Source organism: Corallococcus sp. BB11-1 (assembly GCF_026626625.1).
Lineage (GTDB): Bacteria > Myxococcota > Myxococcia > Myxococcales > Myxococcaceae > Corallococcus > Corallococcus soli.
The window spans coordinates 430337-456579 of record NZ_JAPNJY010000028.1; the positions used below are offsets into that span (position 1 = coordinate 430337).

15 protein-coding genes are annotated in these 26243 nt (G+C 71.7%); 11 read left to right on the forward strand and 4 right to left on the reverse strand.

Annotation, left to right across the window (positions count from 1 at the left end; all coding sequences use genetic code 11):
• Nucleotides 1–102 precede the first annotated feature (102 nt).
• The 5 genes from OV207_RS23155 (at nt 103) to OV207_RS23175 (ending at nt 10373) form a co-directional block, all read left to right on the forward strand.
• Nucleotides 103–3348: a PD-(D/E)XK nuclease family protein gene (locus tag OV207_RS23155; RefSeq protein ID WP_267557294.1), complete on the forward strand. Its 3246-nt coding sequence runs from the start codon at nt 103–105 to the stop codon at nt 3346–3348.
• Nucleotides 3345–7118 (forward strand): UvrD-helicase domain-containing protein, encoded by a 3774-nt coding sequence (locus OV207_RS23160; protein WP_267557296.1) that lies wholly within the window; start codon nt 3345–3347, stop codon nt 7116–7118. Before OV207_RS23155 ends, OV207_RS23160 begins: the two co-directional genes overlap by 4 nt.
• Before the next feature lie 12 nt (nt 7119–7130).
• On the forward strand, nt 7131–8441 hold the full coding sequence (locus OV207_RS23165) for an adenylosuccinate synthase (RefSeq protein WP_193429741.1): 1311 nt from the start codon (nt 7131–7133) through the stop codon (nt 8439–8441).
• Nucleotides 8442–8854: 413 nt separating this feature from the next.
• Nucleotides 8855–9868: a tetratricopeptide repeat protein gene (locus OV207_RS23170; RefSeq protein ID WP_267557299.1), complete on the forward strand. Its 1014-nt coding sequence runs from the start codon at nt 8855–8857 to the stop codon at nt 9866–9868.
• A 142-nt stretch (nt 9869–10010) separates the two neighbouring features.
• Nucleotides 10011–10373, forward strand: a complete 363-nt coding sequence (locus OV207_RS23175) for a PH domain-containing protein (protein WP_227027957.1) — start codon at nt 10011–10013, stop codon at nt 10371–10373.
• A gap of 16 nt (nt 10374–10389) precedes the next feature.
• Here OV207_RS23175 and OV207_RS23180 read toward each other — a convergent pair whose 3' ends face one another.
• Entirely contained in the window at nt 10390–11223 is an 834-nt protein-coding gene (locus OV207_RS23180) for an FHA domain-containing protein (RefSeq protein ID WP_267557301.1), read from the reverse strand.
• Between the two features lie 123 nt (nt 11224–11346).
• Nucleotides 11347–11982, reverse strand: a complete 636-nt coding sequence (locus OV207_RS23185; RefSeq protein ID WP_193429744.1) for a hypothetical protein — start codon at nt 11980–11982, stop codon at nt 11347–11349.
• 186 nt (nt 11983–12168) lie between these two features.
• Here OV207_RS23185 and OV207_RS23190 point away from each other — a divergent pair, with 186 nt between their 5' ends.
• Nucleotides 12169–13371 carry a carbohydrate-binding family 9-like protein gene (locus OV207_RS23190; protein WP_267557303.1) on the forward strand — a complete coding sequence of 401 codons (1203 nt, stop codon included), beginning with the start codon at nt 12169–12171 and terminating at the stop codon, nt 13369–13371.
• Nucleotides 13372–13387: 16 nt separating this feature from the next.
• Here OV207_RS23190 and OV207_RS23195 read toward each other — a convergent pair whose 3' ends face one another.
• Nucleotides 13388–16105 carry a DNA internalization-related competence protein ComEC/Rec2 gene (locus OV207_RS23195; RefSeq protein WP_267557638.1) on the reverse strand — a complete coding sequence of 906 codons (2718 nt, stop codon included), beginning with the start codon at nt 16103–16105 and terminating at the stop codon, nt 13388–13390.
• A 191-nt stretch (nt 16106–16296) separates the two neighbouring features.
• Between OV207_RS23195 and OV207_RS23200 the strand changes: the two genes are divergently transcribed.
• Nucleotides 16297–16791: a CarD family transcriptional regulator gene (locus tag OV207_RS23200; protein ID WP_120533482.1), complete on the forward strand. Its 495-nt coding sequence runs from the start codon at nt 16297–16299 to the stop codon at nt 16789–16791.
• 102 nt (nt 16792–16893) lie between these two features.
• Here OV207_RS23200 and OV207_RS23205 read toward each other — a convergent pair whose 3' ends face one another.
• Nucleotides 16894–18555 carry an FHA domain-containing protein gene (locus OV207_RS23205; protein WP_267557311.1) on the reverse strand — a complete coding sequence of 554 codons (1662 nt, stop codon included), beginning with the start codon at nt 18553–18555 and terminating at the stop codon, nt 16894–16896.
• 174 nt (nt 18556–18729) lie between these two features.
• Here OV207_RS23205 and cysS point away from each other — a divergent pair, with 174 nt between their 5' ends.
• The 4 genes from cysS (at nt 18730) to uvrC (ending at nt 26148) form a co-directional block, all read left to right on the forward strand.
• Nucleotides 18730–20199, forward strand: coding sequence for a cysteine--tRNA ligase (gene cysS / locus OV207_RS23210; RefSeq protein WP_267557313.1), 1470 nt, complete (start codon nt 18730–18732; stop codon nt 20197–20199).
• A 44-nt stretch (nt 20200–20243) separates the two neighbouring features.
• Nucleotides 20244–21932 (forward strand): M28 family metallopeptidase, encoded by a 1689-nt coding sequence (locus OV207_RS23215; protein ID WP_267557315.1) that lies wholly within the window; start codon nt 20244–20246, stop codon nt 21930–21932.
• Between the two features lie 80 nt (nt 21933–22012).
• Nucleotides 22013–24181 carry an excinuclease ABC subunit UvrB gene (uvrB, locus tag OV207_RS23220; RefSeq protein ID WP_267557319.1) on the forward strand — a complete coding sequence of 723 codons (2169 nt, stop codon included), beginning with the start codon at nt 22013–22015 and terminating at the stop codon, nt 24179–24181.
• An 11-nt stretch (nt 24182–24192) separates the two neighbouring features.
• A complete protein-coding gene (gene uvrC, locus OV207_RS23225; protein ID WP_267557321.1) occupies nt 24193–26148 on the forward strand; it encodes an excinuclease ABC subunit UvrC in 1956 nt (651 codons plus the stop codon).
• The last annotated feature ends 95 nt before the right edge of the window (nt 26149–26243 follow it).

A 26243-nucleotide genomic window follows, 5' to 3' on the forward strand; every position in this document is an offset into this window, starting at 1 on the left:
TCCGAAGGGCGGCAGGCGGGCGGACAACGGGCCAGGGGGTGGGAATGCGACGAAAGGAGCATGAAAAGGGCGCCCCTGGCCGTTCTAGAGTCCTCGCCCCGCATGTCCCGCCCTGGCCGCACACTCCACGTCTTTCCCGATGCCGCGCGCCGTCAGGCCGCGCTGCGGGCGGAGCGGCGCGTACGGGGTATCTCCCTGGGGGCCCGGCTGCTGACGTGGGACGACTTCGTCCACGCGCTGGGTGGGGCGCGGGAGCTCAACCGGCGCCCCTGTCCGGCGACGGCGGCCCGCGCGGTGGTGGCCGGGCTGGGCGGCGCGCTGGGAACGACGCCGTTCGGGGACTACGTGCGCGAGCCCGCGTTCGCCCGGGCCGCGGCGGACGTGCTGCTGGACCTGAAGGCGGGCCGCCTCTCCGCGCGTGAGTTGCAGGACGCCGCGGAGGTGCTGCCCCCGGAGCGGCGCACGCGCGTGCGCGTCCTGGCCCGGCTGTATCACCTGTATGAACAGCGCATGGCGGAGCTGGGGCTCGCGGACCGCGAGGACGTGCTCCGGGGCGCCCGTGAGGCGCTGGACCGGGGCGCATGGCCGGCGGGCTGGGACGGGGTGACGGGCCTGGTGCTCCACGGCGTCTACGACGTGCGGCCCTCGAAGCTGGAGCTGCTGCTGGGGCTGGCGGCGGCGTGCGAGTCGCGCCGGGTGTCGCTGCGCGTGGAGACGCCGGTGGGTGGCTCGCCGGTGGCGGACGCGGCGCTGGCGGCGCTGTTCCGGGCCTTCGAGAACCGGGGCGAGTCGATGCCCCACGTGGACCTCTTCAAGGCGGACGTGACGTTCGAGGGCCGGCCCTTCACCGACCTGGGCCGTCACCTGTTCTCCCCCCGCTCCGCGCGCGACGTGCTGAAGGACGCGGTGGACGGGCTGTCGGTGTGGAACGCGACGTCCGCGCGCGAGGAGGCCCGCATCGTGGCCCGCGACGTGCGGCGGCTCATCGCGGCGGGCAGCGCGCCGTCCGACATCGCCATCGCATACCGCGACCTGGGCCCGGAGGCGGGCTGGCTGGCGGAGGCGCTGGGGGAGCTGGGCGTGCCCGCGCGCCTGCCCTGGGGCGAACCGCTCGCGCTCGCGGGGCCGGTGCGGCTGGCGCTGGAGCTGCCGGTGCTGATTGAGGACGGCTTCCCGGCGGAGCGCGTGGCGGAGATCGTCGCCAGCCGCTACGTGCCGTCGTTGTCGCGCGGAGGGCCGGACGCGCCCGCGGCGCTCCTGGCGTTGGCGGCCGCGCGGGATGACCGGCTGGGCGCGACGCGGGGCAAGGGCGCCTACGACGTGCGGCTGGAGGACCTCGCGCGCCGGATGCAGGCCCAGGGCGGTCGGCACAAGGAGGACGCGGTCCGGGTGATGGCCGTGCGCGCGCTGCGCGACCGCGTGATGCGGCTCATCAACGAGTGTCGCCACATCCCGAAGGAGGGCACGGCCGCGGAGCTGGTCGCCGCGTGGTGGAAGGTCGTGGAGCGGCTGGGCCTGCTGGACTCCGCGGGCACGCTGGAGCCGCGCGAAGAGGGCAGCCTGGGGGCGCGCATCGAGGACGCGAGGGCCCGGGACGACGCGGCGCTGGCGGCGTTCCGTCAGCGGATGGAGGCCCTGCTGCGCTCCCTGCGCGCGGTGGGCGGCGGCCCGGAGCTCACCCGGCGCATGCTGGGGCGGTGGCTGGCGGATGCGCTGCGGGACGTGCGCCTGCCCGCGCGGGGACCCACCACGGGCGCGGTGGAGGTCCTGGACCTGGCCGAGGTGCCGGGCCGCACCTTCCGCCACCTCTTCGTCGCGGGGCTCACGGAAGGACGGCTGCCCGGGCGTGACCCGCCGTCACCGCTGCTGGGAGACGCGGAGCGCGTGGCGCTCAACCAGCACCTGACCCGGGACGTGTTCCGGCTGACGGGCGGCGAGTTCGACGACCGCGCGCCCTGGAGGCTCACGGAGGACCGGCTCCTCTTCGCCAGCGCGCTCGCGGCGGCGGAGGCGTCGTTGAGCCTGTCGTTCGCGGTGAAGGCGGCGGGAGGCCAGGAGCAGGTGCCCTCCGCGTTCCTGGAGGAGGTGCGCCGGCTCACGGGCCACCACTGGCGCACGCGCACGCTGCCGCCGGTGCTGCCGCTGGACGAAGTGCTCACGCGCGCGGAGCTGCGGCGCACCGTGGCGCTGGAGGCCCTGGCGGGGCAGTCCTACCCGGGCCTGCGCGTCACCGAACCGGATCCCGCGGGCACGGTCCTCAAGGAGCGCTTCGGGACGGAGGACTGGTTCCGGGGCGCCCGCGAGCTGGCCCACATGGAGGCCGCGCGCCTGCGCTTCTTCGGCAACGAGGAAGAGGCGCCGGGCGAGTTCACCGGTGGCGTGCAGGGGCCGGAGCTGGAGCAGAAGCTGCGGGAGACGTTCCACTTCGGCCTGGAGCGGCCGCTGTCCGCGAGCGCCCTGGCCCGCTTCGGCAACTGCGGCTTCCAGGGCTTCATCGCGTACGGGCTGAAGGTGGCGGAGCCCGTGGTGCCCGGCGAGGAGTTCGACGCCCGGGGACGCGGCACCTTCTGGCATCGCGTGATGGAGGAGGTGTTCAAGGCGCTCCGGGACGAGAAGCTCCTGGGGCAGGCGCCGGAGGACATCCCCAAGGAGGTGCTGGAGAAGGCCGTGAAGAAGGCCAGCCGGCACTTCGAGGAGCTGCACCACGTGGGGCACCGCGAGCTGTGGAAGCTCGCGGGAGAGAAGGCCCACGCGATGGTCCGGCGCATCCTCACGGATCAGGGGCGCGGGCTGCCGTTTGATCCGCTGAAGCCGGAGGGCTTCGAGCTGAAGTTCGGTCCCGCGGCGAAGGACCCTCGCTGGAGCGACGTGAAGCTCCTGGTGGCGAACGACGCCATCGTCTTCGAGGGGCAGATCGACCGGCTGGACACGGCCGGCGTGGAGGTGGGCGTCATCGACTACAAGACGGGCAAGTTGGACAAGCGCACGCTGAAGGAGAACCTGCTGCGCTCGGACTTCCAGCTCCCGCTGTACCTCTACGCGGCGCGGGAGAGCGGCCACGTCGGCGCGCGCAACGCGGCGTGGTTCTCGCTGCGCACGGGCGCCAGCATCCACCTGTCGGACGTGATGCCGCCCGCGGAGCTGGAGGACCTGCTGTCCACCGACCCGGAGGTGCGCCAGCGGGTGGCGGACGCGCAGGGCCTCAACCTGCCCAACGCGGTGGAGATGCTGGTGACGCGCCTGCGCAAGGGGGACTTCCCGGCGCGGCCCAATGACTGTGGCCGCTGCGGCTACCGCGCGGTGTGCCGCATCACCGAGCGGCGCGTGATGGACGAGGGGGGCGGATGAGCGACACCGCGCCCCACATGCTCGCGCTGGAGAAGAACCTGGCCCTGATGGCCGGCGCCGGCGCGGGCAAGACGTACAGCCTGGTGACGATGACGCTGCACCTGTTCGCGGGCGCGCGGGAGGCGGTCCCCACGCCGCTGATCGCCGGAGCGCGCGAGGCGGGCTCCGCGCTGCGGCCGTCGCGGCTGGGCATGCTCACGTTCACGGACAAGGCCGCCGCGGAGATGCGCAGGCGGGTCCGTGAGCGGCTGGACGCGCTGGCCCAGGGCGACGTGCCCCTGGACGCGGAGAAGGACCTGAGGGCGTCGCTCGCGAGGCTGGAGCGGCCGTTCCCCACGCAGGACGAATGGCGCAAGGTGCGCGAGGAGCTGGGCGCCGCGACGGTGGGCACCTTCCACTCGCTCTGCGGCCAGATCCTCCGTCGCGCGCCGCCCTCGGTGGGCATCGATCCCGCCTTCGAGGTGCTGGACGAGCTGGAGTCGTCGGGCCTGCTGGAGGACGTCACCGAGCGCGTGGTGCTGGACGCGCTGGAGGGGGGCGACGCGAAGGTGCGCGAGCTGTGCGCGGAGCTGGGCTTCTCCGGTTCGGGCTTCTCCGACGGGCTCGTGGCCGCGCTGATGGACGTCTACCGCACGCTGCGCGAGGAGGGCCTGAAGGCGGCGACGGCCCGCGTGGGCGACGGCGCGGCGGACAAGGTGCAGCTCGAAGGCCTCATCCAGGACTGTCGCCGGCTGTGCACGGAGGCCCGCGCCCAGGACGCCAAGGGCGAGTGGAGCCCCCTGCTGTCCGTGTGTGAGCGGGCGCTGGAGGGGATGACGCCGGACACCTTCCTCCAGACGGAGCGCTTCCCCGCGCTGAGGAACGCGTTGCTGTCGGAGCCGCGCAACCTGGCGCACCTGCGCAAGGGCGCGGGCGCGTGCCTCAAGGAGCTGCTCTGGAGGGTGAAGGGCAAGAGCGATGGCTCGGTGCGGAGGCTGGAGGATGCCTACGCCGCGTGGCGCACGGCCCCCTTCGAGGAGACCTTCCGCGACCTGCTGGGCCAACTGGAGGAGCGCCACGACGCGGAGCTGTCGCGGCGCAACGTGTTCGACTTCACGTCGCTGCTGGTGAAGGCGCGCGACCTGCTGCGCGACCATCCGGAGTTCCGCCAGCAGATTCAAGAGCGGTTGGGCGCGCTGCTGGTGGACGAGTTCCAGGACACCAACCGGTTGCAGCTGGAGCTGGTGCTGCTGTTGTCGGAGCGACGGGAGGGCGGCCCGCGCGAGCTGGCGCCGGGCGCGGACCTGGTGGCCGCGCTGCCGCTGGAGCCCGCGTTCCTGTGCGCGGTGGGTGATCGCAAGCAGTCCATCTACGAGTTCCGTGGCGCGGACGTGTCCGTGTTCACGGTGCTGGCGGACAAGATTGAAGCGGAGGGCGGGGCGCGCGGCTTCCTCCAGCACAACTACCGCTCGCTGCCGGGCGTCCTGTCCTTCTTCAACCGCGCGTTCGCCGGGCTGCTCGTGGCGAAAGAGGCGACGCCCCGTCCGTTCGAGGTCGTCTACGACGCGGCGACGGACGACCTGTCCCCCACGCGGCCGGAGCTGGCGGACGGGCCGGTGGTGGAGCGCTTGTCGCTGCCAGAGGCCGACACCGCCCCGGAGCTGCGCGAGCACGAAGCGGACGCGGTGGCCCGGCGGCTGCGGGTGATGCTCGCGCCCGGTGCGCCCGCGACGGTGATGGCGGAGGACCGCAAGGGCCTGCGCCCCGCGAGGGGCGGGGACGTGGCCATCCTCTTCCGGACCTTCACGCACCTGGAGGAGTACCGCACCGCGCTCATCCGTCACGGCGTGCCGCACCGGGTGCTGCGCGGGCGCGGCTTCTACGGGGCACAGGAGGTGCGCGACCTCGCCTCGCTGCTGGCGCTGCTGTCGGACGCGGACGACGCGCTGGCCTTCGCCGCGGTGCTGCGCTCGCCGCTGGTGGGCCTGTCGGACGCCGCGCTGTTCCGGCTGGCGGGAGACCTGCCCCTGTCGCTCGGTTCACCGCGCCTGGTGGACGCGAACGTGCGCGCCGCGATGTCCGCGCGCGAGCAGACCCGGCTGGCGTGCTTCCTGGACCTCATCCCGGTGCTGCGGCGTGAGCGGGATCGCCTGGGCGTGCACGCGCTGCTGCACGCGGCCCTGGAGGCGACGGGCTACCGCGAGGCGCTGGCGGGCTCTCCGTACGCGGAGCAGGCGAGCGCCAACGTGGAGAAGCTGCTGTCCCTGGCGGCCAGGAGGGACGAGCGGGGGACGGGCAGCTGCGTGGCCTTCGCGCGCGAGCTGCGCCAACTGGCGGACTCCGACCCCAACGAGGCGCAGGCGGACCTGCTGGACGAAGGCGATCCGCGCGCCGTGCAATTGCTGACCATCCACCGCGCCAAGGGCCTGGAGTGGCCCGTGGTGGTGGTGCCCGGCATGGGAGGCCGCAGGCGCACCACGTCGGCCCGCGCCTACTTCGAACGCTCGTTCGGCCTGGCGCTGCGGCCCTGGATGCCGGACTCGCTGGACACCTTCACCTCCGAGCGCTTCGAGGCGGTGCGCGCCGAGCTCAAGGCCCGCGAGGACGCCGAATACCTGCGCCTGCTCTACGTGGCCCTCACCCGCGCCAAGGACCTGCTGGTGTTGTCGGGCGGCGAGGAGAAGCGCGCGGGCACCGATAGCTGGTGGCACCGCGTGGATCGGCGCCTGGACGCGGATCCGGAGCTGCGCGAGCTGGCGAAGGACGTGGACGTGGAGCGGTTGCCCCCGCCCGCGGATCCGGAGCCGCCCACCGAGGAGCAGACCCTCCAGGCACGGATCCGCGTCGAAGCCGCCCTGGCCCGCGTGGCCGAGGCCGGGGCCTCCGCGTTCGGGGAGGATGCCCTCCGGGCGGGACGCGCCCAGGCCCCGCGTCCCGACGCCGACCTCGAAGAGGGGGACTCGGCGTTCTCCGATGCGCCGGCCATCGCCTCCGTGCGCGCGTTGCAGGACTTCCTCTCGTGCCCGCGTCGCTATCACCACCACCACCGGCTGGGGCTCGCCGTCGGCTCGGAGCCGTGGGAGGCGCCCGCGCGGTCGTCCCCGCTGCTCGTGGAGTCGGAGGGCTGGCTGCCGGTGGAGCGTCCGGATCAACTCGTGACGCGGTTGTTACGGGAGGTGGACCTGTCGCTCGCGGGGCCGGACGCGGAGGGCTCCGAGCGCCGGGCGCACCTGGAGCAGCTGCTGCGCGGCGCGGGGCGGGATCCTGAGGAGGAGGACCTGGGCGCCGTGCTGACCACGGCGGAGCGCTTCCTGGGCACGGCCTTCGCGAAGCGGCTCGCCGCCTCTCCCGCGTCCAGCGTGCACCGGGGGCTCGACTTCGTGCTGGACCTGGAGGGCGGGGCCGCGCTGGAGGGGGTGTTGGATCTGCTCTGGGAGTCGCCAGAAGGCGAGGCCGTGGCGGTGCTCCTGCGCCCGGGGGCCCGCCATCCGCTGGGCCCGGCCGCGTGCGCGCATGAGCTGGCGGCCCTGGCCCTGGCGGCGTCGCGGATGGTGCGCGACGGGGTGCCTGTGCGGGTGGGAGTGGCCTTCCTGGGGGAGGGCTCCCCGGAGCCGGAGTTCCTTGCGAGCGGTGCCGGGGATGAAGCGGCTGCGCACCGGCTCGCCCTGGGGGTCCGGGCGCTTGTCCAGTCCGAATCGATGGGGGCGGGGGCGGGGTGGGACAAAGCGGCCTGCCAGGCCCTTCATTGCGGCTTCGCGGAACACTGTCACCCGGCCCCTCCCGCGTGCTAAGCGGCGGGCACCATGCCGAACGTCGTCGTCATCGGAGCGCAGTGGGGAGATGAGGGGAAGGGCAAGGTCGTTGACCTGCTCACCGAGCATGCCCAGGTGGTCGTCCGTTTCCAGGGCGGCAACAACGCGGGGCATACGCTGGTGGTGGGAGGCCAGAAGACCGTCCTTCACCTGATTCCCTCGGGCATCCTTCACCCGGGCAAGACGTGTGTCATTGGCAACGGGGTGGTGGTGGATCCCGCCGTCCTCGTCGGAGAGATCGACGCGCTCAAGGTGCGCGGCTTCCTCAAGGATGATGCGCAGCTGCTCATCTCCGACAACGCCCACGTCATCTTCCCGTGGCACAAGCTGCTGGACAGCTTCCGGGAGAAGGCCCGTGGCGGCAGCGCCATTGGCACCACGGGGCGCGGCATCGGTCCGTCCTACGAGGACAAGGTGGCGCGCCGGGGCATCCGCGTGCGCGACCTGCTCCACCCGGAGCGCCTGCGCCGCCGCATCGACGAGCGCCTGCCCTCCGCGCTGGACGAACTCAAGGACCTCTGCGCCCAGGCGGGCGTGGACGTGCCCCGCCTGGAGACGCCGCAGATCCACGCGGAGTTCACCGCGCTGGGTGAGCGGCTGAAGCCCTACGTGCACGACGTGTCGCTCTTCCTCTCCGGGCAGGTGCGCCGGGGCGCCCGCATCCTCTTCGAGGGCGCGCAGGGCACGCTGCTGGACGTGGACCACGGCACCTATCCGTTCGTGACCAGCTCCAACTGCGTGGCGGGCAACGCCGCGGTGGGCTCGGGCCTGGGGCCCACGGCCATCGACAAGGTGATGGGCATCAGCAAGGCCTACACCACGCGCGTGGGCGGCGGGCCGTTCCCCACGGAGCTGAGCGACGAGCTGGGCGACCGGCTGCGCAAGGTGGGCGACGAGTTCGGCGCCACCACCGGCCGTCCCCGCCGCTGCGGCTGGCTGGACGGCGTGGTGCTGCGCTACGCGGTGCGCGTCAACGGCCTGTGGGGCATCGCGCTCACCAAGCTGGACGTGCTGAGCGGCATCAAGACGCTCAACATCTGCACCGCGTACGAACTGGACGGCGAGCGCGTCACGGAGCTGCCCGGTGACTACGAGGACCTGGAGCGCGTGAAGCCCATCTACGAGTCGCTGCCCGGCTGGGACGAGAAGATCGCCGGCGTGCGCACCTTCGATGAGCTGCCGGAGGCCGCCAAGCGCTACGTGCGTCGCGTCGAAGAGGTCAGCGGCGTGGAAGTGGTGTGCGTCTCCGTCGGCGCGGATCGCGGCGAGACGGTGCTCTTGAAGAACCCCTTCCGCGGCTAGGAAGGGCGTGGACGCCCGGCGCCGCCGGGGATTGGCCTAGAGGGCCATCCCCGGAACGGGCATGCCGGGCCTGTCCCAGGCCGCACCCACCGCCGTCCCCGTGGAGGTCGCGTGCATCACGCGCGGCCCGTGGACGTGGTGGTGGTGGCGCAATCCCCCGCGGGTCCCCAGGCCTTCCGGGTACGTCCCAGCGCATGCATCGCCCCTTCGCGGAGGCCGGACGCACGGCGCGCACGGGGTGGGAATGCGGCTGGATGCGCAGGATGGGCGTGACCTGCGCTACGGTGTCGTCCCCCCTGCCTCGGGTAGGGTCTGGGGTGCCCCTCCTCTCTGCGATCGCAAGGTCGGCTGACGGACGGTGGGGCGCGACGGCAGGAATCCTCGCCCGCCGGGGGCGGGGACGGGAGAGGGACATGGTTCGCACGCGCAGGTTCCAGCTCGGTGTGTCGGCGGTGGTGTTGCTCGGCACGGCGTCGACGTCCGCCTGGGGGCAGGGGCCGACCCCGGCGAAGGACGGTGTCACCCGACCGGCAGCCCCGGTGGTGGGTGCCCCCGGGACGGCACCGGCCGCCGAGACGAAGACGCCGGCCCCATCGGGCGAAGCCTCCGCCACCCGTGCCCAGGGCGCGTCCGCCGAAGCGAAGGGCGCCGCCGCGCCTGCCCCGGGCGTCGCGCCCGCCCGGCACGCGGAGCCGGCGCTGGTGGATCCGCAGCGCACGTCGCAGGTGGTGCTGGCGGCCACGCGGATCCGGGACGGGGACGCGCTGATGCGCGAGCGTCGCTACCGTGAGGCGGCCTTCGCCTTCCTCGACGCGAAGCACGCGGCGCCGGAGCACGTGGAGGCGCGCTTCAAGCTGGGCAACGCGCTGGCGGTGCTCGGCTACTACGGGCGCGCCATCGAGGAGTGGGAGCGGGCTTCGCAGCTCACCCAGGACGCGGCCATCCGCCAGAGCGCGCAGGACAACATCACCCGGGCGCGCGCGAAGCAGGTGGAAGCGGGTACTTCTCCGCAGGCCGTGGGGCAGCCGCCCGGCTCCGGTCCCGTGGCGGACACGACCCGGACCCAGGCCCGCCGGGCCTACGAGCAGGGCGTCCAGCACATCGGCCAGCGCTCCTACGCGGCCGCGCTCCAGACGCTGACGCAGGCCATCCAACTGGAGCCCATGCTGACCGTGGCCTACACCGCGCGGGGGAGCGCCAACATCGGGCTGCGCCGGTACGCGGAGGCCGCGGCGGACTACCAGTTCGCGCTGAAGCTGGAGCCGGACATGGCCTCTCCCCTGTACGGCCTCGCGGAGGCGTACCGGGCCCTGGGGCGCAACCTGGAGGCCCGGGACCTCTACGCCCGCTATGCGAAGTCCAGCGCGGCGGACGTGCGCCCGGAGCTCCAGGCGGAATCCCGCCAGAAGGCCGAGCGCCTGCGCTGACTGCCCGGTTGGAGAGCGACCGGGCACCCCGAAAGGGGCTGTCCCCATCACTATTTTACGAGTCATGGACGGACTCGAACGGACGGTGGAGGGGAAGCAGTCGCAGCAGGTCTTTCGCCCCCGGCGGGTGCTCGCCGCGACGATGGCGGCGGCGGGCCTGCTGTGGCTCGGAGTGCTCGTCTACCTGCTCCGCTTCGACGGCGTGCCGCTGAAGACGTTCCTGTCCGCGGCCTTCTTCGTCCTCTTCTTCGCGGTGTCCGTCGCCTACTACGGACGCACCCGCATCGAAGTGGACTCCCGGGGCATCACCTGTCGCGGCATGGTGCGCACGCGTCGCTTCTCCTTCGCGGACATCCGCAAGCTGGACGTGCTCCCCGGCCCGGTGACGGTCTACGCCATCCGGGGCCACAAGGGCTTCGTGCACTTCACCAGCTTCTTCCGCCACCACCGCTACCTGGCCACGCTCCTGGTGGAGCGCGCGGGCCTCTCCCCCCTGCACGGCTGACGCTCGGCGCCCGGCTTCACTCCGCCGTCGTCAGCACGTAGGTGAGGAGCAACCCGACCAGCGCCAGCACCGCGCCCACGGCGACGAGCCACGCCTCCGAGCGGGGGCCCCGTGGCTCGTGCCCGGGAGGCACGAGCGTCCCGGGCCCTCCGTCGTCCGGCGGCACTGTCGGGACGGGCTCGCCGCCCTCCGGAGCCTCGTCGAAGGCCGCCTGGAAGCGCAGCAGGGAGCGCCCCAGCTCCACGACGTCGCCATCCGCCAGGAGCCCGGGCGCCTCCAAGCGCACGCCGTTGAGCAGCACGCCGTTGGGCGTGCCCAGGTCCTCCAGCATGAAGCCCTGGCCCTCGCGGCGGATCCGGGCGTGCAGCCGGGACACGGAGCGGTCCCGCAGTCGAAGGGCCACCCCATCTCCCCGGCCAATGTCCGTGGTCGCCTCCGCGAGCGCATGACAGCGGCCCACGTCCAGCCCGGTGAGGCAGGTGAGGCTCGCGGCGCGGGAGGGACGCGACTCCGCGTCCGTCAGCAGGCCCTTGAGCACCGCGACGGTGCCCACGCCGCGCTCGGGGGCGCTCGGCTCGGCGAGCACGCGCAGGCACATGCCGTCCGGAAGGCCCAGCACCTCGCCGGGCACCACCAGGCGCGACACCCCGGGCAGCACGCGCACCGCGTTCACCGTGAAGCTGCGGACCGCTTGCACCATGAGCCGCTGGGACTCGATGCGCAGGGTCAACAACCCGGGCGGCAGTCCCTCCAGGTGGACCTGGTCCTCCGGGCCGCCTCCCAGCAGGTGCTGGCCCTCGGTCAGCTCGAACGGGGTGGGGGTGCCCAGGTGCTCGAATTCGAAGCGCATGCGAACGCCCGGCAGCAAGCGTCACGCCTGCCACCGGGCGCTGGATTTTCGCGAGGTTGCCTCGTGGGCCCCATCCGCCCCGGACCTCCCATGTCCGGAGGTCGGGACGGCGGCGGGCCGCGCCTAGAAGGTGGCGCCCAGGTTGAGCGTGCCGATGTAGCGGCCGCCCTTGCTGAAGGTCTCGTCACCGCCCAGGTCCACGTCGGACGCTGGCAGGGACGCGGCGAACCCCTGGTCGAACAGGAAGTTGTAGTTCACGCGCGCATCCGCGGTGAAGCTGCCCAACTGCAGGCGCAGGCCGCCGCCCACCGGCACGTTGCCCACCGTGTCGTCCTGGAAGCCCGGCGCGATCGCGCGCACGTTGTAGCGGCTGGCACCCACGCCGCCCATGACGTACGGCTGGAGCCGCGTGGCCGTGAGGCCAATCGTCACCGCGGCCTGGACGCCGTTGCGCACGATGTCCGGGCCGTTCGCGTTCGTCGCCAGCACGCCGCCCGAGTTGAACTCGCTGATGCCGCCCGTGTAGGCCAGCTCCAGGCCCACCACGTTCGTCGGCTTGAGGCCCACCGTCACGCCGTAGGCCAGGCCTGGATCAATCTGGGTCCGGAGCGCGTCGGTGTAGCCCTCCACGCCACCGCCCACCATGAAGGACAGGCCGCGCGTGTTCGTGGACCTGCGCAGCTCCGTGGAGGCCGCTTGCGCGGATCCCGCCGCCAACATCGAAATCGCCACCGCTCCCGCCAACAGTCCCTTGTTCATCTGGTTACCCCTCCCTGTGGTGGACCGAAACATGGGGTGCCCTTCAGGGCACGCCAACAAGGACCTGGGGCACGACAGCTCGCTCGCCCTCCCTTGCGGACGGGTTGCCCATGCATGGGAACCGCACGCCCCACGGATGGAAGAAGGCTCCCCGGAAGACGGGGAAGGGTAGACTCCGCGCCTTCGATGCGCGTCCATCCCTGCGTCCTGTTCCCGCTGCTGTCCTCCCTCCTCCTCGTCGGCGCCTGCCGCGACGAACAGGCGGGGCCCGCCCACCGCACGCCCCGGCTGCCCGCGCCCGCGACGCGCAGGACCCTGGACGCGGCCCCGGCGGAGCTCACCTTCCGCAGCGGCGCCACCTTCGCGGGCGGCGCCATCGTCTACCTGGGCTCGCGCGTGACGCCGGAGAAGGCCCGCCCCGGGCAGCCGGTGAAGCTCGCGCACTACTTCCAGGCGGTGCGCACGCCCCCGCAGGGCTTCCACTTCTTCGTGCACGTCGTGGAGCCGGAGAGCGGCCAGATGCTCAACAACGCCGACCATGAGTTCCAGGAAGGCGCCGCGCCGCTGGAGACGTGGCCGGTGGGCAAGGTGCTGGAGGACGTGCACACCGTCGTCATGCCGGCCAGCCCCGGCCGCGTGGTGCTGGGCTTCTGGCGCGACGAGGAGCGCCTGGCGGTGGATGATCCGCGCGCGCAGCTGGGCGCCAACCGCGTGCGCGGCCCGCTCCTGGGCGGCGAACCCCCCGCGCTGCCGGAGTACACCGTCACGCGCGTGAAGAAGGCGCCCGTGCTCGACGGCGTGCTCGACGACGAAGCCTGGAAGGGCGCGAAGGCGGTGACGCTGGTGGGCAGCTTCGATGGCCGGCCCGTGCGGCTGCGCACGGAGGCGCGGCTCGTCTACGACGACGCGAACCTGTACGTGGCCTTCGACGTGGAGGACCCGGACGTCTGGGGCACGCTGCGCGACCGCGACGCCCCCATCTACGAGCAGGAGGTCGTGGAGGTCTTCCTCGACGCCAACGCGGACGGGCGCACGTACAACGAGCTGCAGGTGTCACCGCACAACGTCCTCTTCGACGCGTACTTCCCCGCGCGGCGCCAGGGCATGGACCTGTCGTGGGACTCGGGGATGAAGACGGCGGTGAAGGTGCGCGGGACGCTGGACGACGCGTCGGACCGCGACGAGGGCTGGCGCGTGGAGATGGCCATCCCGTTCAAGAACCTGGCGGAAGTGCCCCACGTGCCCCCCACGCCGGGCGAGCGCTGGCGCTTCAACCTCTACCGGCTGGAGCACCACGACCGACGGCAGGTGGAAGGCCAGGCCTTCTCACCGCTCTTCGTCGGAGACTTCCACGCCCTGCCGCGCTTCGCGTGGCTCGTCTTCCAATAGACGCGCCCCCGCGCCATCAGGTGTGCGGTGAGATGTCCCAGGGCGCGTCGGCGACCGAGCGTTCCGCTGGATCCCCCAGGAAGCGCACGAAGCCCCGCGCCTCCAGCGTGTCGACCAGCTCCTCGGCCTCCAGTTCGGAGAAGTGATTCGTGCGCATGTCGAGCAGCATGTCGCGCATGAGGGACTTGCCGCGCAGGTAGCCCACGGGCTCGCCCGGGCGGAGCTTGGACTTCAGCTCACGGGTCAGTTGCTGGAGATCAAGGTCCTCGGAGATCATCGGCGCTACGGTGGGTCTGCTTCCCACTTGCCGCAATGGGGAGGGGGCCCCTTCGGCGTGCGGCAGGAAGGACACCAGGCGGACGTCCTTGCCGTCGCTCTCCAGGGTGATGGCGCCATCCCGGTCGGTGCGCCAGCACTCGGTGCCCAGGGCCCGGTAGCGCGCCTCCACCTCCGGATGGGGAAAGCCGTACCGGTTGCGCCGGCCCACGCAGAACACGGCGTGCCGGGGCCGCGTCCGGGCCAGCAGCGGCGCGGTGGAGGAGGTGCGTGAGCCATGGTGCGGCACCTTCAGGACGGTGACCTCTCCCACGGCCTCCCCGAGCGCGGCCTCGCCCTCCTCCTCCACGTCGCCCGCCAGCAGCACGGTGACGTCGCCATGGCGCACGCGCAGCACCACGCTCCGGTCGTTCGCGCCCTCCATCAGCTCCCGGTCCACCGGAGGCCCCAGTACCTCCAGCGTCGCCTCGCCCAGGGTGAACGGGGGCCGCCCCACCTGGACCTCCTCCACCTGCGCGCCCCGGGCCGCCGCCACGACGCGCCGGGACAGGGGGCCGTCGGTGGTCCCCGCGGACAGCCACAGCCGCTGGGTGGGCACCTGCGCCAGCGTGGACACCAGCCCGAGCGCATGGTCGGGGTGCGGGTGTGACAGCACCGCGAGGTCCAGCCGGGACACGCCCTGGTCCTTGAGGAAGGGCAGCACGAAGCGCTCGCCGGTGTCCGCGCCTTCCGGCACGCCACCCGCGTCCACCAGCGCATGCTGGCCCCGGGAGCGCAGCACCACCGCGTCCCCCTGACCCACCGACAGGAACGTGATGCGCAGCGCGGGCTCCGGGGCGAGCGCGGGAAGCAGCACGGCGCCCAGCACGGCCAGGGGCGTGAGCACGCCCGCGTACCGCCAGCGCCCCGAACCCAGCGCCCAGCACGAAAGCCCCGCCGCGTACGCGAAGGCGAGCAGCGGCCCCAGCCCGGGCACCTCCACCGCGGCGAAGGGCACCGCGGCGAAGCCCCGCGTCAGCCCCAGCAGCAGCTCCGACGCCCACGCGCCCGCCCACAGCACCGGGGTGGCCAGTCCGGGGAGCACGACGAAGAGCGCCGCGCCTCCGGCCGCGAGCCCCGTGAGCACGCCACACAGGGGCAGGGCGACGATGTTGGACACGAGCCCCGCCAGGCTCACGCGCCCGAACGCCGTCGCCACCACGGGCAGGCCCACCAGCGTCGCCGCGGCGCTGGCGCACAGCGTCTGCGCCACCGTCTCCCTCACCTGCGCCGCCCAGCGCTTCAGCCGGCGGGGCTCGGCGGGGTCGGGCCTGGCCAGGGGCAGGGCCTCGCGCAGCGCGGGCGACAGCAGCACCAGCCCCAGCACCGCGAGGAACGACAACCGGAGCGACAGGTCCACCACGCTGGAGGGCGTCCACGCCACCAGCACGAGGGCCGCGAGCGACAGGCCATTGAGCCCGTCCGCGCGCCGCCACAGCCCCAGCCCCAGCAACACCGCCGTGGCCATCACCGCCGAGCGCACCGCCGGGGCCTGGGTCCCCGTGAAGAGCACGTAGGCCCAGACGAAGGGCACCGCCGCCGGGGCCGCCACCCGCCGGGCCTCCAGCGAGCGCCACCGTCCTCCCAGCCGCACCAGGACCCGCCGCAGGAGCGCCAGCGTCATCAGGGCCAGCGCCGCGACGTGCAGCCCGCTGACGCTGAGCACGTGCGCGAGCCCCGCCCGCGAGAACGCCTCCTCCCAGGCGTCATCCAGGTCCGCGCGCTGCCCGGCCGCCAGCGTGAGGAACAGCGCCGCCGCGTCGGGCGAGGGCGCCACCCGCCGCACCGCCTGCCCCAGCCGCCCCCGGACGTCCTCCAGGGCCAGCCGCCACGCCGGGGCAGGGGAGAGCACCAGCAGGCGCCCCGGGACGAAGCCCCCCGTGAAGGCCACGCCCTGCCGCCGCCGCGCAGACGCGAAGTCCCGCTCCCCCGGATTGGACGGGGGCGCGTCCGGCACCAGCGAGGCCTCCACCCGGAGCCGCTGCCCGGGGTGCAGGTCCAGCTCCCCACCCCGGCCGGAGAGGCTCGCGCGGAAGCGGGCGGCCACCTCCGGACCCATGGCCGGGCCCGCCCTGGCCACCGCGAGCCGCAGGCGGGTGGCCCCGTCGAAGCGGTCCACGCGCTCCAGTTCCCCCTCCAGCACCGCGCGGCCACCGTCCGCCAGCGCCGGGGGAACCTCCACCCGTGCCTCAAAACCGGAAAGACCCGCGCCGGTGAGGACAAGGGCCAGGAGCACCGCCAGATGGGCTCCGGGCAATGGACCGAGGGCCGTCCCCACCAGTCCCAGACAAAGCGCGCAGAGGAGAAATACCCCGTCGGCGCTCCCTGTTCCGGTTGCCCAGAGGGCGCCGAGCGTGAGGCTCAGCGCCGGAAAGAACAAAGGACGCGTGCCCAGGTCGCGCCACACATAACGAACCAACACCCACCCCCACCCACCACCGCGTTCGTCCTGCGGCGCTCGTACCCCGAGCCATTCCGCACACAAAACCGGACACCGTAGTGCGGCCCGCTTCGGGTGGTCAAGGCGATTTCGTTGCCCGTGGATGTGGTTTGTGGTAGTAGTGGCCGGCTTGAAGGCCGGGGTCGAAGCTTTCTCCAAGGAGGCAGTTAGTGCAGACCAGCTTCAAGACTGGTGACAAGGCGGTTTATCCGGGCCAGGGCGTCGGCGAGGTGATGGGCATCGAGCACACCGAGGTCGCCGGGCAGCGCCAGTCGTTCTACGTGCTGCGCATCCTGGAGAACGGGATGCGGATCATGATCCCCATCAACAAGGTCGGTTCCGTCGGCCTTCGGGAGATCATCAGCGAGGAGGACGTCAAGCAGGTCTATTCCATCCTCCGTGAGAAGGACATCTCGGTCGATTCGACGACGTGGAACCGTCGCTATCGCGAGTACATGGAGAAGATCAAGACGGGCTCCGTCTTCGAGATCGCCGAAGTGCTGCGCGACCTGTACCTGCTCAAGGGTGACAAGGACCTGTCGTTCGGCGAGCGCAAGATGCTCGACACGGCGCGCTCGCTGCTCATCAAGGAGCTGTCGCTGGCCAAGGACTGCACCGAGGAAGAGGTCGAGTCCGACCTGAAGAAGATCTTCAACCTCGCCTGATGCCTTCGGGTCCGGCGGGCCTCCTGGCCGCCGCGCTCGCATCGTCGCCCCGGGTTCCCTCGTTGGGACTCGGGGCTTCGTGTTCCTGGAGGGTGCTTCGCCCTACGGTCCCGGCGGGCTGCCCTGGCCGTCGAGCGCCGCCAACTGGGCGCGGGCCTGGGCGTTGCTTGCGTCGTGTTTCAGGGCCTCGTTGAAGGCCCCGCGCGCTTCGGCCCAGCGGCTTGCGCGGACGGCGTCCAGGCCCGAGCGCACGTAGAGCCCGGCCAACTGCCGGCGCAGCTCGATTCCCTGGCGGCTCCATCCCTGGGACAGCTCCTGGTCCAGGCGCACGGCGGCCAGGAGCGCGTCGAGTGCCCGGGGCGGGTCCTGCTGGGCCAGCGCGGCCCGGGCGGCGGACTCGGCGGCCTGGAACCGGGTGAGCTGCTGCACCAGCTGCGGGAGGTTCGCGCGCCGTGCCTGGGCCAGGGCCCCCGCGACGTCGCCGGACTCATAGCGCGAGAGGATGTTCTCGCGAGTGAGCGCGCCCGGAGGGCCGTTTCCCGGGGCGCCGTCTCCCAGGGGCTTCCGCCCGGTCGCCCGGGGCCCCGCCGATGCCTGGGCGTCGCCGCGAGCAACGTCCGGCGCCTCGGGGGCGTGAGCCACGGCCTTCGAGGAGGTGCCGCGCTGTCCCCGGGCGATGTCCGTCGCGGAGGGCGTCTCGGTGGCCTTGGTGACAGGGGGGGCTTCCCGCTGCCCCCGGGCGATGTCCGCCGCGCTGGCCGGCGCGGATGCACCGTGCTCGTCGCCAGCAATTCCGGTCGCGCTGGGCGCCTCGCCATTCTTCAAGGACGTGGGCTGCGTGGGCACGGCGTCCGTCACGCCGGAGGCCGGGGCCGCCAGGCCCGCCTTCACGTCCACGGCCCGTTCCCCGGTGGCGGAAGGCACCGCGACGCCGGACGGCTGTGGACCCGGGGACTCCCCGCCGGTGCCCGCCCCGACGGCCTGGACCTCCTTCGCCGGAGCCGGCGTACCCGCGCCCTTCGCGGACGTCGCGCTCCGCGCCGGTGACGTCTCCGTCATCCGCATGGCCACCAGGCTGATCACCGCCGCCACCGCCGAGCCCACGACGGCCGCCGCCAGCGCCACGACGACGACCCCCACCTGACGCTTCCCGGCGCGCGTCCGGATGGGATCCAACGTGGTCTTGATGACCGCCGGAGACGGGCCCGAGCCGCGCAGGCGCAGCATGGCGTTGCCCAGGCTCAGCTCGTCTCCGGGTTGGATCTCCACCTCGCCCTTGATGCGCGAGCGGTTGACGAACGTGCCGTTCTGGCTGCCCAGGTCGCGCACCGCGAACGCGTTGCCGCGCCGGGTGAGCTGCGCATGGCGCCGGCTGATGGACGCGTGCTGGAGCCGCAGGTCGGACGTGGACGAGCGCCCCAGCGTGATGGAGCCCTGGTGCAGCGGCACGAGCTGCCCCGCGCCCGGGCCCCGCTCCACGTACAGGAACGCGGGCGCCAGGCCCGGCTCCGAGTACTCCTTCTGCCAGTCGTACCGGGGCGACAGCTCGCGGTCGGACTTCGAGCGCTCGCCCGGCCCGCGCCGCTTCACCCGCCGGGAGCCCGCCGGATACTGCGGCACGCGCTGGGGCCGCGGATCATCCGCCTGGAGGGGCGCCACCTCGTCGTCGTCGAACGGGAGCTCCTCCGCCGGGTCCTCCTTGGTCGCCTGCTGCCCCGGCGGGCGGGGAGGGCGCGGTGGACGCTTGGGATTCGGCGGAGCCATGCGGGCCATTCTCCCAGGTTGCGGGGCCGCGAACAGGGCCCCCGGCGGCGTTTTCCGTGGTTGTCCAACGCTTCCGGCGTCTAAGGCTGGCCTGTGTGGGACTGGGGATCCTAGAGTGTGTACCGCGCCGCGCAAGTGTCGCGCCCGCCCCGCTCCCCAGGAGGACCCTCCACCGTGGCCCCCCCATCCATCCGGCTCTTCAACACGTTGTCCATGCAGAAGGAGCCGCTGGAGCCGCTCGTGCCCGGCGAAGTGAAGGTCTATGTCTGTGGGCCTACGGTCTACAGCTACATCCATATCGGGAACGCGCGCACCTTCACGTCGTTCGACGTGGTGGTCCGGTACCTGCGCTACCGGGGCTTCAAGGTGACGTACGTGCGCAACTTCACGGACGTCGACGACAAGATCATCAAGGCCGCGCACGAGACGGGGGAGACGCCGGTGGCGCTCGCGTCGCGCTTCGTGGAGATCTTCCGCGAGGACACGCAGGCGCTGCGCCTGCGCGAACCGGACGTGTCCCCGCGCGTGAGCGAAACCATCCCCGAAATCGTCGCCCTCATCCAGACGCTGGTGGACAAGGGCTTCGCCTACGAGGCGAAGGGCGACGTGTACTTCGAGGTCGGCAAGGACGACGACTACGCGAAGCTGTCCAAGCGCAACCTGGACGAGCTGTGCCAGGGCGAGCGCGTGCAGCCCGGCGAGCTCAAGCGCGACCCCCTGGACTTCGCCCTCTGGAAGGCGGCGAAGCCCGGTGAGCCCTCCTGGGACAGCCCCTGGGGCAAGGGCCGTCCGGGCTGGCACATCGAGTGCTCCGCGATGAGCGAGAAGTACCTGGGCCGCTCGTTCGACATCCACGGCGGGGCGTTGGACCTCATCTTCCCCCACCACGAGAACGAGATCGCCCAGAGCGAGTCCGCCACCGGCCAGACGATGGCGAAGTACTGGATGCACTGCGGCTTCCTGGACCTGGAGGGCGCGAAGATGTCCAAGTCGCTGGGCAACGTGGTGCGCCTGCGCGACGCGCTCGCCAAGGTGGACGCGGAGGCCCTGCGCTTCTTCTTCCTGTCCACGCACTACCGCCACCCGCTCAGCTTCGGGGAGAAGTCGCTCCAGGACGCGGAGATGCGCATGGAGTACTTCTACGAAACGCTGCGCAAGGTGGACGAGCGCGTGACGGGCAAGGACTTCGGCAAGGGCCCGCTGCACGGCGACCCCGCGCGCTTCCTCGCGGAGTTCGAGTCCTCCATGGACGACGACTTCAACACCGCCGGAGCGCTGGGCGCGCTGTCGGGCCAGTTCGGCCTGATGAACGAACTGACGGACAAGCCGCCCGTGAAGGACAAGGCGCTGGTGGGCCGCACGCTCCAGGCCCTGCGCGACCAGGTGCGTGAGATGTCCCGCGTCCTGGGCCTCTTCGAGGACGACGCCGGGCCGTGGCTGCTGCGCCGCCGCGACCGCGCGGTGCGCGAGCGGGGCATCGACGTGGCGCAGGTGGAGCGGCTGCTCGCCGAGCGGACCGCCGCGCGCGCCGCCAAGGACTTCGCCGCGGCCGACCGCGTGCGCGCCTCCCTCAAGGACATGGGCGTGGACATCATGGACACGCCTGGCGGCACCTCCTGGAAGGTGGCGGCGCCCACCTCCTGAAAACCCGCTGGGGGCGGCCCGGGAGGCCATGCTACGCCAGGGGCATGAGGCTCCTTTCGGCGCACCTCCCCGTCCTGTTCGTCGCCCTGTCCTCGGCGTCCGCCCTCGCGGCGGGCGCCCTGCCCATCACGTCCCAGGAGAAGGTGGCCCAGCAGGCCATCACCCCGGACCTGCTGCGCGCGCACGTCCGCTTCCTCGCGAGCGACCTGCTGGAGGGACGCGGTCCCGGGACGCGCGGCGACGCGCTGGCGCAGGAATACATCGCCACGCAGTTCGAGGGCCTGGGCCTGAAGCCGGGCGCCCCGGACGGCGGCTACCTGCAGCGCTTCGACCTGGTGGGCATCAACAGCCATCCGGGCGCCATGACGTTCCAGGCGAAGTCCGGCCGCGTGGAGCTCAAGCCCCGCGAGGACTTCATCGCCGTGTCCGGCGTGCAGGCCCCGGAGGCGAAGCTGGACGCGTCCGAGCTCGTGTTCGTGGGCTACGGCATCGTCGCGCCGGAGTTCCAGTGGGACGACTTCAAGGGCGTGGACCTCAAGGGCAAGACACTGGTCATCCTCAACAACGACCCGGAGGATGATCCGCGCCTGTTCGCCGGCAAGGCGCGCCTCTGGTACGGCCGCTGGGACTACAAATACGAGCAGGCGGCGAAGACGGGCGCGGCGGGCGCCATCATCCTCCACACCACGCCCAGCGCGGGCTACCCGTGGCAGGTGGTCCGCACGTCGTGGACGGGCGAACAGTTCGAGCTGCCCGCCGGTGACGCCCCCCGCCTCCAGGTGAAGGCGTGGACCACCGAGGACGCCACGAAGCAGGTGCTGAAGCTCGCGGGCCATGACCTGGAGGCGCTGCGCGCCGCCGCGCAGAAGCGCGACTTCCGCCCCGTGCCCCTGGGCGTGACGCTGTCGCTGCGCATCACCAGCGAGGTGCACCGCCGGCCCACCGCGAACGTGCTGGGCCTGCTGCCGGGCAGCGACCCCACGCTGTCGAAGCAGGTGGTGCTCTACAGCGCGCACCATGATCACCTGGGCAAGAAGGACGACGGCAAGCCCGGCGACGATGTCATCTACAACGGCGCGGTGGACAACGCGTCCGGCGTGGCCGCGATGCTCGCCGTGGCCCGGGCCTTCACCGCGCTGCCCACGCCCCCGCGCCGCTCCATCCTCTTCGCCGCGGTGGCCGCGGAGGAGTACGGCCTGCTGGGCTCCGCCTACCTGGCCGCGCACCCGCCGGTGCCCACGGGTCGCATCGCCGCCAACGTCAACGTGGACGGCGCCAACATCCTGGGCCGCACGCGCGACATCACCGTCATCGGCCTGGGCAAGTCCAGCCTGGACGGCTTCGTCACCGCGATGGCGAAGACCCAGGGGCGCACGGTGAAGGCGGATCAGCTCTCCGACCGCGGCTTCTTCTACCGGTCGGATCAATTCAACTTCGCGCGCATGGGCATCCCGGCGGCCTACTTCGGCAGCGGCATGGACTTCATCGGCAAGCCGGACGGCTGGGGCCGCGAGCAGCGCGGGACGTGGGAGGCGAAGCACTACCACCAGCCCTCCGACGAGCTGCGGCCGGAGTGGGACCTGTCCGGCGCCGTGGAGGACACCCGGCTGTTCTTCCTGGTGGGTGCCCAGGTGGCGCGGGCCCCGGAGATGCCCACCTGGAACAAGGGCGACGAGTTCGAGGCTGCCCGCCTGAAGTCCCTGGAGGCGCTGAAGGGCGCGCCCGGGAAGTAGGGGGCCGTCTTTCCGTCTTTTGTCGGACGGACGTGCACGAAGGTTCAGTATGGGCCATCCGGGATGTTAGATCCCTGGCCATGCCGGAGTTCCAACTCGTCAGTGACCATTCGCCCCAGGGCGACCAGCCCAGGGCCATCGGTGAGTTGACCGAGGGCCTGCTGCGCGGCGACCGCTACCAGACCCTCCTGGGCGTCACCGGTTCGGGCAAGACGTTCACGATGGCGAACCTCATCGCCAACGTGCAGCGGCCCGCGCTGGTCATCGCGCACAACAAGACGCTGGCCGCGCAGCTCTACGGCGAGTTCAAGGGCCTGTTCCCGCACAACGCCGTCGAGTACTTCGTCTCCTACTACGACTACTACCAGCCCGAGGCCTACGTCCCGTCGACGGACACCTTCATCGAGAAGGACTCGTCCATCAACGAGAACATCGAGCGGATGCGCCACTCGGCGACGCACAGCCTGCGCACGCGCGACGACGTCATCATCGTGGCCAGCGTGTCCTGCATCTACGGCCTGGGCGCCGCGCGCAGCTACGTGGACCTGGCCATCCGCGCGCAGGTGGGCGAGGACATGGGCCGCGACGGCTTCATGCGCCAGCTCGTGGAGGCCCAGTACGAGCGCAACGACCTGGACTTCCACCGCGGCACCTTCCGCGCCCGGGGCGACACCGTGGAGGTGTTCCCCATCTACGAGGAGGAGCGCGCCGTGCGCGTCAGCTTCTTCGGCGACGAGGTGGAGCGCATCACCGAGTTCGACCCGCTGCGCGGCGTGACGCTGGGGCAGCTGGAGAAGATCGTCATCTTCCCCGCCAGCCACTACGTCGCGGGCCCGGACGCGCGCCAGAACGCCATCCGCACCATCCGCGAGGAGCTGGCCAGCCAGCTCCAGCTCTTCAAGGCGGAGGGCAAGCTGCTGGAGGCGCAGCGGCTGGAGCAGCGCACCATGTTCGACCTGGAGATGATCGAACAGGTCGGCTACTGCAACGGCATCGAGAACTACTCGCGCCACTTCACCGGGCGCGCGCCGGGCGAGTCCGCCCCGTGCCTGCTCGACTACTTCCCGCGCAACATGCTGGTGCTCATCGACGAGAGCCACCAGACGGTGTCCCAGATTGGCGCCATGTACCGCGGCGACCGCGCGCGCAAGGAGACGCTGGTCAACTTCGGCTTCCGCATGCCCAGCGCGCTGGACAACCGGCCGCTGAAGTTCACGGAGTTCGAGGAGATGGTGCAGCAGGCCGTCTTCGTCTCCGCGACGCCCGCCGAGTACGAGCTGCAGAAGTCCAAGGGCGTGGTGGTGGAGCAGATCATCCGCCCCACGGGCCTCATCGACCCGGAGGTGGAGACGCGCCCCGCCGGCAACCAGGTGGATGACCTGCTGGAGGAGGTCCGCGTGCGCGTGTCGCGCAGGGAGCGCGTGCTGGTGACGACGCTCACCAAGCGCATGGCGGAGGACCTCACGGAGTACTACAGCGACGTGGGCGTGAAGGTGCGCTACCTGCACTCGGACATCGACGCCATCCAGCGCATGGCCATCATCCGCGACCTGCGCCGGGGCGAGTTCGACGTGCTCGTGGGCATCAACCTCCTGCGCGAGGGCCTGGACATCCCGGAGGTGTCGCTCGTCGCCATCCTGGACGCGGACAAGGAGGGCTTCCTGCGCAGCCACGTGTCGCTCATCCAGACCATCGGCCGCGCGGCGCGCAACGTGAACGGGCGCGTCATCATGTACTCGGACCAGATGACCGACTCCATGAAGCGGGCCATCGAGGAGACGTCCCGCCGCCGGGCCATCCAGACCGCCTACAACACGGAGCACGGCATCACGCCGCGCTCGGTGAAGAGCAACATCCAGAACTTCTCCGAGAACATCCCGGACTACGACGCGCAGGCGGGCGCGCTGCCCATGGCGGCGGAAGGGGAGAACGACCTGCTGGAGGCCAAGGAGATCAAGCGCCTCATCGGGGAGTTCAACCAGGAGATGCTCAAGGCCGCGGACGAGATGCAGTTCGAGAAGGCCGCCGAGTTCCGCGACCGCGTCCAGCTGCTCAAGGACATGGACCTGGGCCTCAAGCCCCCGTCGCGGTCGCTCTTGCGCGCGCCGCCCAAGGCGGTGGATCAGCCGGGCACCACCCCGAAGAAGGGGGGACGCGGCCGTGGACGTCCGTCCGGTGGTGGTTCCTCCGGCGGGACTCCGGGCGGTTCCCCGGGCAAGCCGTCCGGCCGCTCGCGGGCGAAGAACTAGGAGCCACCCGCATGGACATCCGGCTGCAGGAGAAGCTGGACGCGCTGCCCACCGAGCCCGGCGTGTACCTGATGAAGGACAAGCGCGGGCAGATCATCTACGTCGGCAAGGCCATCAACCTTCGCAGCCGGGTGCGCAGCTACTTCACCCGCACCGGCGACACCCGCGTCTTCGTGTCCATGCTGGACACGATGCTGGGCGACCTGGAGACGGTGCTCGTCCACAACGAGAAGGAGGCCCTCCTCCTCGAAAACGAGCTGATCAAGAAGCACAAGCCGCGCTTCAACGTCCTGCTCAAGGACGACAAGCAGTTCATCTCCCTGCGCCTGGACCGCCACCAGCCCTTCCCCCGGCTGGAGGTGGTGCGCAAGTACGAGAAGGACGGCGCGCGCTACTTCGGCCCGTACTCCAGCGCGGGCGCCATCCGCGAAACGCTGCGCCTCATCAACCGCTTCTTCCAGCTGCGCACCTGCACGGACCACGTGCTGGCCAACCGCAAGCGGCCGTGCCTGCTCCATCAAATCGGACGGTGCCCGGCCCCGTGCGTCTTCCCGGTGTCCCAGGAGGACTACCGCAAGAGCGTGGACGAGGTGGCCATGTTCCTGGAGGGCAAGGCGGGGGAGCTCACCGAGGGGCTGCGCATGCGCATGAAGCGCGCGGCGTCCGAACTGAAGTTCGAGGAGGCCGCGCGCGTGCGCGACCAGCTGCTCGCCATCGAGCGCAGCCTGGAGCGCCAGAAGGTGGCGACCAGCGACTTCAAGGACCAGGACGTGTTCGCCTTCCACCGCGAGGGCGACCGCATCCTGTTCTACGTGCTGCACGTGCGGCAGGGCCGGCTCAACGGCGGCCAGGCGTTCCCCTTCGGCAGCCAGGAGTTCCCGGACGACGAGCTGCTCGCCTCGTTCGTGAACCTCTACTACGACCAGGGCGGCTTCGTGCCGGAGGAGGTCCTGCTGCCGCTGGAGCCCGGCGACGGCACCGACGGCCTGGAGGCCCTGCTCACCGAGCGCAAGGGCGACCGCGTGCGCGTGTTCGTCCCCAAGCGCGGGGAGAAGCATGAGCTGGTGAACATGGCGGTGAAGAACGCGGAGCAGGCGTTCGCGGAGCGCAAGCGCACCAAGGACGAGACGGACACGGTGCTCTCGCGGCTCCAGTCCAAGCTGGGCCTGCGCAACTTCCCGCGCCGCATGGAGTGCTACGACATCTCCCACTTCCAGAGCTCCTCCATCGTCGCCTCGCAGGTGGCGGTGACGGACGGGGAGACGGACAAGTCGCGCTACCGCAAGTACAAGATCAAGACGGTGGACAAGCAGGACGACTTCGCCAGCATGTACGAGGTCATCACCCGCCGGCTCAAGCGGGGCCTGGAGGACCAGGACCTGCCGGACCTGCTCGTCATCGACGGTGGCAAGGGCCAGCTGGCCAGCGCTCACGCGGCCATGAAGGACCTGGGCGTGGAGGGCGTGGACGTGGTGGGCCTGGCCAAGAGCCGGGACCAGGAAGTCTTCGACCGCGACGCGGAGAGCGCGAAGAGCCCCGAGCGCGTCTTCGTCCTGGGCCGCAAGGACCCCATCGTCCTGCCCCAGAACTCAGCGGAAATGTTCATGCTCACGCGCATGCGTGACGAGGCCCACCGCTTCGCCATCACCTTCCAGGGCAAGTCCATGCGCAAGAGCGCCATGCGCTCGGCGCTGGAGGACATTCCCGGCGTCGGCGAAGGAAGGCGGAAGATGTTGCTGCGCCACTTCGGTTCTCTCAAGCGGGTGGGGGACGCCAGCATCGAGGAGCTGGCCGAGGTCGTGGGCCCGGCGATGGCCGAGCGCGTCCACGCGGGGCTGCATGGCGACCCCGAGGACGACACCGAGGACCCCGTGCGCGAAGCCAGCCTGGACGACGCGAGCGAACCCGGAGCCGAAAAAGCGGCGCACGAAAAAGCGGATGGAGGGTCGCCACCGGGTGCGGCATGATTAAGTTCCGGTTCGGACGCCGGGGGGGCTGGCCGCTGGAACCCGCGACGTTCCTAGGGTTTTTCATTGCGACCATGCTCGGCGCTGATTTATAG

Excerpts from the sequence above, each read along its gene's own strand:
- OV207_RS23155 (WP_267557294.1), top strand. The coding sequence starts at position 103 with ATGTCCCGCCCTGGCCGCACACTCCACGTCTTTCCCGATGCCGCGCGC.
- OV207_RS23160 (WP_267557296.1), top strand. The coding sequence starts at position 3,345 with ATGAGCGACACCGCGCCCCACATGCTCGCGCTGGAGAAGAACCTGGCC.
- OV207_RS23165 (WP_193429741.1), top strand. The coding sequence starts at position 7,131 with ATGCCGAACGTCGTCGTCATCGGAGCGCAGTGGGGAGATGAGGGGAAG.
- OV207_RS23170 (WP_267557299.1), top strand. The coding sequence starts at position 8,855 with ATGGTTCGCACGCGCAGGTTCCAGCTCGGTGTGTCGGCGGTGGTGTTG.
- OV207_RS23175 (WP_227027957.1), top strand. The coding sequence starts at position 10,011 with ATGGCGGCGGCGGGCCTGCTGTGGCTCGGAGTGCTCGTCTACCTGCTC.
- OV207_RS23180 (WP_267557301.1), bottom strand. The coding sequence starts at position 11,223 with ATGCGCTTCGAATTCGAGCACCTGGGCACCCCCACCCCGTTCGAGCTG.
- OV207_RS23185 (WP_193429744.1), bottom strand. The coding sequence starts at position 11,982 with ATGAACAAGGGACTGTTGGCGGGAGCGGTGGCGATTTCGATGTTGGCG.
- OV207_RS23190 (WP_267557303.1), top strand. The coding sequence starts at position 12,169 with ATGCGCGTCCATCCCTGCGTCCTGTTCCCGCTGCTGTCCTCCCTCCTC.
- OV207_RS23205 (WP_267557311.1), bottom strand. The coding sequence starts at position 18,555 with ATGGCTCCGCCGAATCCCAAGCGTCCACCGCGCCCTCCCCGCCCGCCG.
- OV207_RS23215 (WP_267557315.1), top strand. The coding sequence starts at position 20,244 with ATGAGGCTCCTTTCGGCGCACCTCCCCGTCCTGTTCGTCGCCCTGTCC.
- uvrB (WP_267557319.1), top strand. The coding sequence starts at position 22,013 with ATGCCGGAGTTCCAACTCGTCAGTGACCATTCGCCCCAGGGCGACCAG.
- uvrC (WP_267557321.1), top strand. The coding sequence starts at position 24,193 with ATGGACATCCGGCTGCAGGAGAAGCTGGACGCGCTGCCCACCGAGCCC.